The following is a 12,531-nucleotide window of genomic DNA, read 5'->3' on the forward strand; positions in this document are numbered from 1 at the left end:
AACTCTGTCGCCGCGCCTACCAGACCGTAGGGGCTGTCGCATAGCCTAGTACGTGATATCCAGCTAGGTGGGTCATGACCATGTTGTCGCGGATCGCACAGTTGTTCTTAAGCACACTCCGCTCGTTGCGGCAGCGAGTGGGGCACTGCATGTGCTCACCTTGACAGCTGCGACGGCGGGTAAAACTTGCTACCTTGGGCCAGCCGGATCATGGACACACCAAGCTTGCCTTGAGCTGTTCGGTCCGTCTGACCTAGCCCCTATGTCCCAAGAGGAATTGCTCTCAGCATACCAAAGTGGGAAGATCGACCGCGCCTGCCTGCCCGTTACCACGTCCCTGGTGGGAGCTACCCCGTATCTGGATCCGATCCTGGACCTGCCGAATGTAAGGATCGTGGCCGAATATCCCAAAATGCTCGGTTATAGCCTTCTTGTTCGTCATGGAACGCGTCTGGAGGATATTAGAGAGGTCTTCGGGCATCCGGTTGCCCTTGACGAGGTTAAGCCTTGGTTAGATCACCGGCTGCCGCAGGTTCGACGTACCGCGGTGGCGAGTAGTGGCGCCGCGGCGCAAGCCGTTGCCAACAGCGAAGCCTTGGACAGGGCTTCTATTGGCCCCAGAGTTGGCGCGGCGATTTATGGGCTGGGTTCGCTGGTGGCTGGGATTGAAGAAGGCCCGCACAATGTGACGCGCTGGTGGGTGCTAGGCAGGGATATGCCTCCGCCAACCGAGAACGACAAGACGTCGTTGCTCGCGACTGTAAGTGATGCGGATTTTGCCTCCTTGCTTGCTTCCTTTGCTGGTGCCCGAGTCCAAATCCTGACGATTTACGAGCGACCGGCCAAAGCGGGCCTTGACAGCCATCGATATTTGATTGAGGTCGCGGGGCATGCGCAGACGGATAGCCTTGCCGGATTGCTTCGAAAGCGCCCGGACATTCGCGTGTTCGGGTCATATCCGCGCCGGTACTGATAGCTTCTACTTGGCGTGATCCGAGCCCTTTCGGAACTCTTCGTAGCTCTACGAAGGAGATCGTGGAGCCGCTCATGGGGAAAGCGCCTGCAACTGCCGCGTGACAATCATAAGCTGGCAGAATTTGTCGACAATGCGTTGCAGAACTACCTTGAGAATGAGGGTAGGCTGCAAGCTCTCGCGCCGCCAGCGGGCCCGCTCGTAGTAGGGAGCGAGATCGAAACGACGGGTGGCGAACCGCATCAAAATCCGAGACAATGCAGGAGAGATCGGAGAAAGTACGAGCGAGCGTTCCGCTCTGCTGCGATCCCCGCTGATAGCTCGGGGCTCTCCGAATTCGGATCGGGCAGGAAGAGCCCGGCCTCCTGGTTCTCGCCTCGTTGGTATGTCCGCACGAGCGCTCTTTGCAACTGGTCGAGCGGACGGTCTGGTTTGATATCGACCGCATTGTCAGGGATGACATCACTGAGCTCGTCGGGAGGAGCGCCCCGCCGCGCCTGACGAGTCACTTTACAAAGGTGAGGCTCGAAGGACTCCAGCGGCCGCTGATCCGACGTACCGCTGGGAAGATCAAGGGGCACCTGACAGACATCTTCCGCCTCCTCCCGCGGCGGGGCTGATGCAGCTCATCGTGAACGGACGGCGCCGTACTTCCGCACTCCGGATGCGACCCAGTCATGTGGCGCAAGAGCATCTAGTTCGCACTTTTCCGCCGCTCGCGCTTGATCCAGGGAAGCGCAGACGAAGGCTAGGCGCCGATGAAGGCCAAATAGTGCTCGACAATCTCATTCATTCGGCCGGAGTGCTCAACAGGCCTTTCCCGCCGCCGACGCGCGACGGACACTGCGCCGGTTGGAGTCACCTCAATACGCCGGCTGTCTGAATATGGTTGAGATCGAGATCGGCATTCTCGTCGCCAATGCCTCGATGGACGTCGACAATTTCCCCGACCTGGTCACCGCGCCGGAGAACGGCGCCATGCCGATCGCGATCGCGTCAAGTGGTTGTACACAACCGAGAAGCTCGCGCAAAATGGCGCTCGACTGTCCGAGGCCCTCAACCAAATCAAACCATCTTCAACGAATCAAAAACCTCTGTGTCGGGGTACTGGTCAGCTTCTCGAAAGCCAACCTTCCTAGCATTCGAACCTGATCTCTAGATGCCGATGCCGCCTATAACTGAACTGATCACGAACCGGGGATACCCGCTGGGTGGTTCGGCGAGGGATTTTGCTACTCATAAGAGCAAGGAGAGCATTATGAATTCCAATCGGATCAACGATGCGGGCTCGCCAGGATCCCAAACTGGTTATGTTTTCAGACAGGAGGATCATAATCTATTTAGGCAAGCCGTGAATGAAGCCAAGTCACTGTCTGCCGCGCCTGTACCGGCGAAGGCTCCGATTTGGAGTTCGAGCGCTCCATACGGGAACTTCTCACGCGATGGCTACTCTTGGAACAACGACGTGTGGGGCAAGGGTGCTGGGCCTCAGACGATTTCGGTGCGTGCAGTCAACCAGTGGAGTGTGTGGTCGAACCAGCCTAATACTGCTGGCATCAAGAGCTATCCGCACGAGGCTTTCAATATCGGGAAACCGCTCAGTTCAATCAACGCTCTGAGCTCGAACTTCAATCAGGATGTTCCGACAAGCGGTGCCTGGGACGTTGCCTACGATATATGGGACAGCTCAAACCAGCATGAGATAATGCTCTGGACGAATTACACTGGAAATCCGGACGGCAGCGGTAACGTCAAACCAATTTCTTACCATTATCGTCAGGATCGTTCCGGGGCAGCGATCCCGGTCTACACCAATGTCGACGTGGGCGGAGCGACTTGGAACGTGTTTGAAGGCTTTAACGGTCACAAGGTCATCTCACTCCTGCGCACTTCGAAGACCAATAGTGGAACAGTGGACATCAAGAGCATCCTGGAGTGGATCAAGTCGAAGGGCTACTTCGGCGATATAAACGTCGGCAGCGTTCAATACGGCGTCGAGGTCACCTCATCCCCAGGGGGAATGAACTTCAATTTCAACAACTGGAGCGTGACCTCAAAGTAAGGATCCGCGTCAGTGAGGTGATGTGAGAGACTTCGGCGGCACGGGGCCGACGCATTATGCAGACCTCAACGGTCACGGTCCATACCACCGTGCAGCCGAAGTCCACAAGTTCCCAAGACGCCACGCTTGACGCTCCGCGACAATCAGATCCAACAAAGCTCTCGCACCCAACAACCTTTGGGCAATCATCGATATCCCGGCTATGCCGCCCGCTATCCTGATCGCTGCGTTCTTCGCGCCAGATCTGCGTGCAATCTTGCTTAGTTCGAACATAGCCAACTGCTCCGCAACAGATCCCGTTAATGCTTAGCCATCCACTTGACGCGAGCGAGATGGGTTATCATAGGCATGGGGAGCACGCTCCGGCTCAGGTTTAGGATCGATGCGCAACACGATCTCGGCGGCTTCTCTCCAGTCGGCGCCTTCCCCGTCTGCGTCTAGGAGACGCTAATAGATGACGACGTGTTCTTGGTCGTTGGGAGCCAGGATCGAATCAGTTGGCGCCGCATCGTTGACATTCGGATCTGAACGACGGATTTTACTGGCAATCTCCAAAAGAAGTAGATCGGTTCAATGACAATCCTCGGCTGTTTCGAGCCTTGAGGAGACCCCGAGCCCCAGTTGGCCGCGCGTGCGTGAGCGGCCGATGCGTATTGGACAACCGAGCCGCGTTCATGCGTTCCTAGCCAGCTATGGGCCGGCGTCTACTGCCCACTGATCCTCTGCCAAAGCCAGAGCGCCACCGCGGTGGGCGAGGAGTTCGCATTGCTGCCACTGGCGCGCAAATTGGCTTCGCGCATCGTCGCAATGTCGATCCGGTCAAGCAGTGGCTTCAGCGCGTCCTGCAACGCGGTATTATGAGCGCGCCGTGGTGCAAGTAGCAGGACCGCATCATAGGGCGGGACCGCGTGCTTGGGATCGGCCAGCGTCACCAGGTCGTATTCCTTGATCCGCCCCTCGCTGCTATAGCCCGCGATGACATCAACGTTGCCGCTCGCCACTGCCGCATACATGAAATCAGGCTGCATCTGTCGTTGCGTACGGAATGAGAGTCCGTAGGCCTTGTGCAGGGCAGTCCATTCCGGGCGCGAGAAGAACTCGTAGTCGCCCGCAATCGACAGCGTCGGCGCGTGCGCAGCCAGGTCGGTGATCGAATGAATGCCGAGTGCTTCGGCGCGCTGCCGCGGCATCACCAGGGCGTAGGCGTTTTCGAAACCGAGCGCGCCGAGCAGGGTGATGTCCTGCTTTGCCAGGAGTTTCTTCAGCTCGGCGAGCAATGCTTCACGCGGCAGCATCTCGCTGCGGTGAAACTGGTTGACCCACAGGGTGCCGGAATAATCCACATAGACGTCGATGTCGTTGGCCGCGAGCGCCTGAAAAATCACGTTGGAACCGAGACCTTCGCGCGTCGAGGCCTGCAATCCCGCGGCCTGCAGACGCTGCTCGATGAGCGCGGAGAGCACATATTGCTCGGCAAAGGTTTTGGCGCCGATGATGTAGGTCGACGGGGCGCGCGAGACCGAAGGGATCAATGTGGCCGCGACCAGTGCGGCGATCCCGACGCTGCCGAGCGCAGTGCGGAAGCGCTTGCGCTCGCCCAATCCGCGTTCGATCAGCGTTAAAAGTTGATCGACCGCTAACGCCAGCAGAGCTGAGCACTACTTTGGCAGATTGTTGATTTTGCCGCGTTTTATAGGATTCCCGAATCAATTTTTCAATGATTCATGGGTGGTCGGCTCTTGGAGGGCTGACCATGCCCGGATGGGAAGACGAACTCGAACGCTGGCTGATGCCGTTCTTGGACCGGCTGGGTCATAAGACCCGGCAGCGGATGTGTCCTCTGTATGTTGCGGGATTGATCGGTCCGGGCGATCGCAAGAGCGTTCAGCCGATGGCGGAACGCCTTGCCGCGAGCAACTACGACCAGTTGCACCATTTCATTGCGGACGGTGTCTGGGACGCGACGCCGCTGGAGACAGAGCTGCTCAACCAGGCGGACCGACTTGTCGGCGGCAGGGATGCGGTGCTGGTTATTGATGACACCTCACTTCCCAAGAAGGGTGAGCGCTCGGTCGGTGTTGCGGCTCAATACGCGTCGGCTCTCGGTAAAACGGCAAATTGCCAAACGCTGGTGTCTTTGACGCTTGCTCGCGGCGAAGTGCCCGTGATGGTCGCGTTACGTCTCTTTCTGCCTGACAGTTGGACAAGCGACATATCTCGTTTGAAGCGCGCTCGCGTGCCAGTCGAACATCGAACGGCACGGTCCAAGCCCGAGATTGCTCTAGCCGAGATTGACCGCGCGATGGCAGCCAACGTGCGCTTTGGATGTGTGCTGGCGGATGCAGGATACGGCCTCAGCGCACCGTTTCGACAAGGGCTAACAGAGCGCGGGCTGACCTGGGCTGTCGGCATCCCTCGGCACCAGAAAGTGTATCCGGTCGATGTGAAGCTCATTTGGCCGATTACCAAGGTCCGCGGAAAACCACGAAAGCACCACGTGCCCGATATCTTATCGATTGCCGCAGAACAAATGCTCGCCAGCGCCAAATGGAAAACCGTGAGTTGGCGTAGCGGGACGAAAGGTCGGCTGAAAGCCCAATTTGCTGCTCTCCGTGTCCGGACCGCCGACGGCCCTCCGCAGCGGATATGGGATAAAGGTCAGCAGCATCTCCCAGGCGACGAAGCCTGGCTCATTGGCGAGCAACGTGCGTCCGGGGAGAAGAAATACTATCTGGCCAATCTTCCGGCGGCGACGGATCTGCGCACGCTGGCCGCCACCATCAAGGCACGGTGGATTTGTGAGCAGGCGCATCAGCAGTTGAAGGAGGAACTTGGACTTGATCACTTCGAAGGGCGATCATGGCAAGGTCTTCATCGCCACGCCTTGATGACAATGATTGCCTACGCCTTCCTGCAACATCGTCGCCTCGCATACGCGGGGCGGAAAAAAAAGGAATCAACGGGCCTCCGCCTCAGCCAACCATGCCAGCCGTACGTCACGCCATCGTCGATCTCATCCTTCGGCCGCCGTCTCAGCAGTGCCCATATTGCCGAAAGCAAATCCGTGAAAAACAGCGGCGAAAACACAATCTGCCAAAGTAGTGTGAGGCGACGCAGCCAAATAGCACGAGCACCCAGTTTTGGGTCTGCAAGCCGGCGAAAATGTAATTGCCGAGGCTGGTCTGCCCGATCGGCGTGGACAATGTCGCCGTCCCGATCACCCATACCGCCGAGGTGCGGATGCCGGCCATGATCACCGGCAGCGCCAACGGTAATTCCACCGTGAACAACGATTGCCGCGGCGTCATGCCCACCCCTTGCGCCGCCTCAAGCAACGCGGGATCGACGCCGTTCAGGCCGGTGATGGTGTTGCGCAGCACCGGCAGCATGGAATAGAGCGCCAGTGCCAGCATGGAGGGCAGAAATCCGAATGCGGAAAAGTCGAAGCCGAACCAGCGAAGCGTCAACGACGCAATGGCGAGCAGAAGTGGGTAGAACAGCGCCAGCAGGGCCAGTCCGGGCACGGTCTGGACGATGCTGGCGAGGCCCAGCAGGATGCCGCGGATCACGGCATGATTGCGCGCGAGGATCGCGAGCGGGAGGCTGATCACGAGCCCGAGCGCTAGCGCTGCCAGGCTGACCTGAACGTGGCTGCCAAGATAGTCCGGCAGATGCGCCGCCGCGTCGTGCCAGCGCGGGTCGGACAGGAAGCTCATTCCGTGCTTGCTCCCGGGAGCAGGGCGTTCAGCCGCTCGGCCTGCCGCCTGGGTGTGCTCAACAGCTCCGCCACGTAGGGATCCTTGTTGTTTGCCAGCTCGGCTGGCTGGCCTTGCGCCACAACCCGTCCGGCCCGCATCACCGCGATGCGATCGGCAAGCAACAACGCCTCCGTCATGTCATGGGTGACCATTACCGTAGTCAAACCGAGCCTGCGATGCAGGGCGCGGTACTCCTCGCCCATGGTGTAGCGGGTCAGCGGATCGAGCGCGCCAAAGGGTTCGTCCATCAGCACGATACGGGGACGGGCGGCGAGCGCCCGCGCCACGCCTACACGCTGCTGCTGGCCGCCCGACAATTCATGCGGAAAGCGATCGCGATGGAGGAAGCGATCGAGCTGTACCAGGTCGAGGAGCTGATCGACCTGCACGGCGATCTCGGTGGCGGGCCAGCCGAGCAGTCTCGGTGTGACGGCGATGTTGTCGGCGACGCGCATATGCGGAAAAAGCCCGCTGCTCTGGAACACGAAGCCCATGCGCCGGCGCAAACCCACCGGGTCGACGTTGCGCACGTCCTCGCCCTCCACGATGACGCGGCCGCCGTCGGCATCGAGCAGGCGGTTGGCGAGCCGCAACAAGGTGGACTTGCCGGAGCCGGAGGTGCCAACGATCGCCAGGAATTCGCCCGCGGCAATATCGAGCGAGACATCGTCGACCGCGTTGACGCGCTCGGCGTCACGACCGCTGGCAAAACTCTTCCCCACATGGGCATAGGTAATCAGCGGTGCGAGTGTCATGGTTGTGCTGGACCAGTGCGCGAGTGTTCCGGATCCGAACTTCGCTTCATTCAGCGGTGGCGCACGTTAGCGAACTTCGAATTCGAAGGACACTAGCAAGTCCATGCGGCCCCACGGCGACACGCGGCAAGACGGTTGGTGGTTTGAGATGTCGAAATTGGTAATGGCGTTACAGTCGTTCCGTACGAAATGTACCGTCGTGACTTCATTCGGGATTGGCTAGCCGGAGGGGCCGTGCCCGTTCGTCCGGGTCGAACAAAGTCTGTTCGCGCAGCGATCGCGAACAATGTGGCGGGGCAAAGGTCTCCAAGGAATGTAGAGGGTTATCTTAATTCTAACCCGACCGACCGCTCCGTAGCAGCTGCCACATGTCTTGCACACTTGGCACGAGCGAGATGGGTTTCGTACGCGCGGCGGGCACGCTACGGTCGCTCGATGACGGGCATGAAGAATTCGGCGGGCCTATCGCGCAGACACTAATTGCAAATTGTAACAGTTGCGCCGCCGAGCACCGACACAGCGAGCGAATTATCTCACTATCAGCTAGCGTGCTGTCTCAGCTACAGATTGGAGCGTTTCGTACAGAGATATTCCTGTCACTAGCTCTGACTTTTGGATGCCGAGCATAGGGGGGCGCCGACGTGAGTGCCTACATCGCCGCACGGTCGGCGGTGGACGCCGGCTCGCAGATCAAGATCACCGTCAGCTTCCGGTCCGTCGAGCCGATCGTCGATTTTGTCAACGCTCGGTTCGAGCAGCCCCTGTCCGCCACTGGGCAGCCCGGATTCTCCAAATTGTCGCCGATCCATTCCGCGATCGGCGAGAAGCCAGGTGTGTGCGCGCTGGACGTTGTAGTTGAAGGCGAAAAGCCCAAGGCCGCCGCGATCCGCGACGCCGAAGCGATCGCGGTAGCCGACCTGTGCGACCGGTTGGTCGGTAATCTGCAGGTCCGCGACCAGCAGACCGGCGAGACAAGACCGTGCCGTTTTGGCGACATCGGCCTATTGGCGCCCGTCGGCACCGAGCTCTGGCGTTTCGAGGAGGCGTTGGAGGATCTCGCAATTCCGGTCTCGACCCAGGCCGGCAAGGGCTTTTTCCGGCCACAGGAGATCCAGGATCTCATTGGGCTGACCCGCACTCTCGCCGACCCGCGCGACACGCTGGCATTCGGGTCGCTGCTGCGTGGACCGCTGGTCGGCCTCACCGAAACCGAACTGCTCGACATCTCAGAAGCACTGCCGTCGGATCCCAACCGGCAAGGCCTGCCGATGCTGACAATCCGGACCGATCCAGAAAGCGTGGGCCACGCGCTCGCCCGAGATGTCCTGATCAAGCTGTCGTCGTTGCGCAAGCGAGCGCGTACCACGATACCATACGCGCTCCTCGCCGATGCGATCGCGGCGTTCCACGTCCGTGCGCAGATCCGGCAGCGGTTCAAGGCCGGCGCCGAGCGGGCGGTCGCCAACGTCGATCTCTTCCTCGACATGGCGCGGGCCTACGATGTTCGCGGCCTGCGGGCGTTCGCGAGCGACATGCGCGCAAACTGGGAGGAAGCGGTGCGTCAGGTCGAAGGCCGGCCCGACGCAGAGCAGGAAGCGGTCTCGCTGATCACGGTCCACGCGGCTAAAGGTCTCGAATGGCCGGTCGTCATCCCGATCAACATGACCGGCACGCCCAACGCCGAAACCGGCTTGGTTCAGGATCGCTCGAAGAACCTGTTCTCGACCCCGATCCTCGGTATCTGCCCGGCGGACCATGCCGACATCGAGGCTCGCGCCGACGAAGAGCAGCGGCGCGAGCGCGTACGTCTCTGGTACGTGGCGGCGACTCGGGCACGCGATCTGTTGATCCTGCCCAGGCACTCCACCACCCTGTCGGACAAGTGCTGGGCAAAACTTGTCGATTTGGGCATTGCCGATCTTCCGGCGATCAACCCAAGGGACGTCGGGACCGCGAAGGTGAGGGGCGTCATGTACCGGGAGAACGGCCAAATCCGCGAGACCTTCGCCGCCGAGGCGACCGCCATATTTGACGCGTGCAAGGCCATAATCTGGCATCGCCCGAGCCGGAGAGAACTTGACCAGGTGGACGAAGCGGAAACGAAGATTGAAAGCGAGGAGACTCCCGAAGCCGCGACCTTGGAGCCGGCCGCCGTTCTCGGCAGTTCGACGCGCGGTACCATCCTCCACAAGCTGATCGAGGAGGTACTGACCGGAGAAGCCGGCGACGCCCAGACCGAGCTCGAAGCGCGAGCCGCCGAACTGATCTGCCAGATGGGGCAAGAGCCGGCGACTGACGCGGAGGTCGGCATCAGCGCCGTTGAACTGGCCGCTACGGTGCGGCGGACGCTCGCCCTTCCTGACGTCGCCAAGCTGCGGCCGCGTCTCGTCCCCGAGCTCCCATTGTTCGGAAGCGACAGCAGCAACGGCGAGGAGGTACTGCTCTCCGGACAGGCCGATGCGGTCGCGTTCGATGACGCCGGAGCCATCGATGCGGTCGTCGATTGGAAAAGCGACGTGGCGCCGGACGCGTCGAGCATCGGCCACTACAGGCAACAGATCGTCGACTATCGGAAGCAGACCAAGGCCAAGCGGGCTCTTCTGGTCTTCATGACTACCGGGCAGGTCGTTGAGGTCGCTTGATCAGGCCAACGAAATTGAACCGCGGCTGCTATTCACCGGGCCGTGGGACCGATCGTCGTCAGGCGCGGCGATGCCCTCGGCCTCCTCGCACTCACCAACGTGTTCGCCGAGACGTTGCACTGGTTTTCCAATCGTGTCCGTGACGCGCGATGGGTCACGATCCTGGCACGGTGTCTTGTGCCATCCCAGCAAGTTATCCTCACGGACCGAACAGGCCAGATGGTACGCTTGGCTCCGGCCGCTCAAGCTCAAGTGGCGCAGCAGAACCCTCTTTCGCGAGATCCGCGACATGATTGTTGCGGTTGACGCGATTTGCCATCTTCTCAGTCGGCTCCGCGAAGCGGGACTTTAGACGCCACGTTGGTCGAGCGAGGCGTGGCGCTCCCATGGTCTGCACCTCGATAGTGGACGCCTGCGGAACTGGTCTGCATCAAGGCTAGTAAAGTCATGTCCTGACGGCCCACACACCGGCGGCTGGCCCGTCAAACATCAGTGCCTCGGCGGCATCACCTGACCAGCGCACTACCGCGAACCAAGCTGGAGCAGGACCATGCGATGTCGATGACGGAAGCCTTCACGCCGGCGCGGTTCCAACAAGATGATTCCTGTCTTACTTCAATCCGGCTAACACCAGACACCATCGGTCACGAGCGGCGACCGCTTGATGCCCCTGCCGCTCAACTTCAAGGGCGCCACGACTCCCGATCGCTAATTGATGGCATATCCGTCAACCTCAAGCTTGGCCGGCCCGCTCACATTCCTGATGAACTCGGTGCAGCAGTGCTCGAGATGTGTCGCAATGCGTTCGGCATTGTGACGGAAGCTGTACGGGCTTTGGAGAGAAGTGTGACTATCCTTATCAAGAGAGAACTGGTCGATCGTCACTCGTGAGAACCGGTCGAGGGTCATCGCGGTTCGTACGACAGCCATGATCTGTCCTCTGCTGAGATGGTATATCCATAGCGGAGCGCTACCTACGCCGTTTCGGCGGTTTTCCTGATTGCTACGCCGCAGATCCGTACGTGGATAGAGGCGGCGCTTGCTACGAGAACGGAGACAAAGGCGCTTCTGTGGTTGAGCAACAAGGCGAAACGCGATGCCTTCACGATGCTTTGCATCGATCCTATGCACCTGCGGTCCGCGTGCGGGGTCTTCTCCACCGATACAATCTTGCCATCTTGGATGAAGGAAAAGGGGCCGGTAGTTAGAGAAGGCACCGGGCTAAGCGCCGCACGCCTATATGAGCGCACATTGCACGGCGCTCACCATACCGAGAACCCAGGATCTCCTGGATAAATTGTTCTCCTCCATGCCGGAGGCAAACGGATGTCTTCTAGGCTGTGTGTTCGCGACGGTGCTTCGATTATGAACCGTTGTGGCGCTTCATGAGCCTCACATGACCTGCCCCTGAATTTTCATCCAGCGGCAGTTAGAGTCTCGGGGGGGTACGCCTTGCGGCGCGGTGGAAACAACGGGCGATCGGCGGAGCTGGTCGGGGTTGCGCAGCCGAGCGCCCGCTGCGGTGAGAGAGGCGGCTTAGGCCGCGGGCGTGAGGTATTGCAGCGAGGAATGGGGGCGTTCGCCATTGTAGTCTGCGCGGCGGCGATCAGGGGGAGACTTCCTACCCAGATTGCCGCGCTACAGGTAACCGATTGGGCACTGACCATTGCAGCAAAAGGGGGAACCGCTGCCGTTGCAAGAGCGCTCGCTGTCGCTAACACAGTCTCTTTCATTCGATAATCGCTTCCCTAAGGTTTGCCCCCAAGCTTCATCGAGCGTCTTGCCGAGTACGCTGCAAGTGACAAAATTGAGTCTCTCGATCAGATCGATCTGCGGAATTGATGGGTCGGACGTCGCTCGGTGGGTTGTCGTCCGATTCACGTCTTTCATTGCTCGAGCATAGCGTTTTCTTGAAACTGATCTGGACGTCCGAACCGGCTTTTTATGGGGCACGTCCGAAGGCAGCCACATCACATTCGGACCGATGTTCATGAGCGATGAAGACGACGCGGAAATCTCTTACCTTTGGTCGGTTGCATTATAGGCCTCAAACCAGCTTCGACGGATTCCACCGCCGTGGCGTGGCTCCCGAGCACGACTGCATTCCCGGTCAGAAGCTCCATCACCGCATATGCTTGTTGGTCCAAGCCCATTCCTAGCGCGTTACCGAACGAATCAGCGGGAGACCGAAAGAGGAACGCGGAGATGACGGTCTCTCGGCTGAACTGAACCGCAAGGGCTCATTTTTTTTAAGCGGCAAGACTAGTCAGCTTTTAGACAGCTCAGCCGTCCTAGAACGAGAATATCCATCCAGACAAGAAGGCTTGACCTCATCCGCCCA

General features: G+C 59.8%; 7 protein-coding genes and 4 pseudogenes. 6 read left to right on the plus strand and 5 right to left on the minus strand.

Annotation, left to right across the window (positions count from 1 at the left end; all coding sequences use genetic code 11):
- Positions 1 to 151: 151 nt before the first annotated feature.
- Positions 152 to 973: a prephenate dehydratase gene (locus ACVMDN_RS02665; RefSeq protein ID WP_253587998.1), complete on the plus strand. Its 822-nt coding sequence runs from the start codon at positions 152 to 154 to the stop codon at positions 971 to 973.
- Between the two features lie 72 nt (positions 974 to 1,045).
- On the opposite strand, the gene ACVMDN_RS02670 is transcribed toward ACVMDN_RS02665, so the two are convergent.
- The gene (locus tag ACVMDN_RS02670) at positions 1,046 to 1,216 is read right to left on the minus strand and encodes a hypothetical protein (protein ID WP_253603930.1); all 171 of its coding nucleotides are present in this window, start codon (positions 1,214 to 1,216) and stop codon (positions 1,046 to 1,048) included.
- A 642-nt stretch (positions 1,217 to 1,858) separates the two neighbouring features.
- Here ACVMDN_RS02670 and ACVMDN_RS02675 point away from each other — a divergent pair.
- Together ACVMDN_RS02675 and ACVMDN_RS02680 are read left to right on the plus strand one after the other, a co-directional pair.
- Positions 1,859 to 2,125 carry a hypothetical protein gene (locus ACVMDN_RS02675; protein WP_141713300.1) on the plus strand — a complete coding sequence of 89 codons (267 nt, stop codon included), beginning with the start codon at positions 1,859 to 1,861 and terminating at the stop codon, positions 2,123 to 2,125.
- 106 nt (positions 2,126 to 2,231) lie between these two features.
- Positions 2,232 to 3,035 carry a glycoside hydrolase family 12 protein gene (locus tag ACVMDN_RS02680; protein ID WP_069276462.1) on the plus strand — a complete coding sequence of 268 codons (804 nt, stop codon included), beginning with the start codon at positions 2,232 to 2,234 and terminating at the stop codon, positions 3,033 to 3,035.
- Positions 3,036 to 3,739: 704 nt separating this feature from the next.
- Here ACVMDN_RS02680 and ACVMDN_RS02685 read toward each other — a convergent pair.
- Positions 3,740 to 4,690 (minus strand): annotated as a pseudogene (locus ACVMDN_RS02685) (glycine betaine ABC transporter substrate-binding protein); the annotation flags it as partial.
- Positions 4,691 to 4,752: 62 nt separating this feature from the next.
- On the opposite strand from ACVMDN_RS02685, the pseudogene ACVMDN_RS02690 reads away from it, so the two are divergent.
- A pseudogene (locus ACVMDN_RS02690) lies at positions 4,753 to 6,103 on the plus strand (IS701 family transposase).
- Between the two features lie 36 nt (positions 6,104 to 6,139).
- Here ACVMDN_RS02690 and ACVMDN_RS02695 read toward each other — a convergent pair.
- Together ACVMDN_RS02695 and ACVMDN_RS02700 are read right to left on the minus strand one after the other, a co-directional pair.
- Positions 6,140 to 6,751 (minus strand): annotated as a pseudogene (locus ACVMDN_RS02695) (ABC transporter permease); the annotation flags it as partial.
- The gene (locus ACVMDN_RS02700) at positions 6,748 to 7,548 is read right to left on the minus strand and encodes an ATP-binding cassette domain-containing protein (RefSeq protein ID WP_069276320.1); all 801 of its coding nucleotides are present in this window, start codon (positions 7,546 to 7,548) and stop codon (positions 6,748 to 6,750) included. The gene ACVMDN_RS02700 and the pseudogene ACVMDN_RS02695, both read right to left, overlap by 4 nt.
- Positions 7,549 to 8,189: 641 nt before the next feature.
- On the opposite strand from ACVMDN_RS02700, the gene ACVMDN_RS02705 reads away from it, so the two are divergent.
- Both ACVMDN_RS02705 and ACVMDN_RS02710 read left to right on the plus strand, forming a co-directional pair.
- On the plus strand, positions 8,190 to 10,190 hold the full coding sequence (locus ACVMDN_RS02705; RefSeq protein WP_253603926.1) for a UvrD-helicase domain-containing protein: 2,001 nt from the start codon (positions 8,190 to 8,192) through the stop codon (positions 10,188 to 10,190).
- Between the two features lie 555 nt (positions 10,191 to 10,745).
- Positions 10,746 to 11,081: a hypothetical protein gene (locus tag ACVMDN_RS02710; RefSeq protein ID WP_141713301.1), complete on the plus strand. Its 336-nt coding sequence runs from the start codon at positions 10,746 to 10,748 to the stop codon at positions 11,079 to 11,081.
- Between the two features lie 524 nt (positions 11,082 to 11,605).
- On the opposite strand, the pseudogene ACVMDN_RS02715 reads toward ACVMDN_RS02710, so the two are convergent.
- A pseudogene (locus ACVMDN_RS02715) lies at positions 11,606 to 11,786 on the minus strand (IS3 family transposase); the annotation flags it as partial.
- Positions 11,787 to 12,531 lie beyond the last annotated feature (745 nt).

This window comes from Bradyrhizobium sp. USDA 4510 (assembly GCF_054059095.1).

Coding starts and splice junctions, on each gene's coding strand:
- ACVMDN_RS02670 (WP_253603930.1), bottom strand. CDS start 1,216: ATGCGGTTCGCCACCCGTCGTTTCGATCTCGCTCCCTACTACGAGCGG.
- ACVMDN_RS02675 (WP_141713300.1), top strand. CDS start 1,859: ATGGTTGAGATCGAGATCGGCATTCTCGTCGCCAATGCCTCGATGGAC.
- ACVMDN_RS02680 (WP_069276462.1), top strand. CDS start 2,232: ATGAATTCCAATCGGATCAACGATGCGGGCTCGCCAGGATCCCAAACT.
- ACVMDN_RS02700 (WP_069276320.1), bottom strand. CDS start 7,548: ATGACACTCGCACCGCTGATTACCTATGCCCATGTGGGGAAGAGTTTT.
- ACVMDN_RS02710 (WP_141713301.1), top strand. CDS start 10,746: ATGTCGATGACGGAAGCCTTCACGCCGGCGCGGTTCCAACAAGATGAT.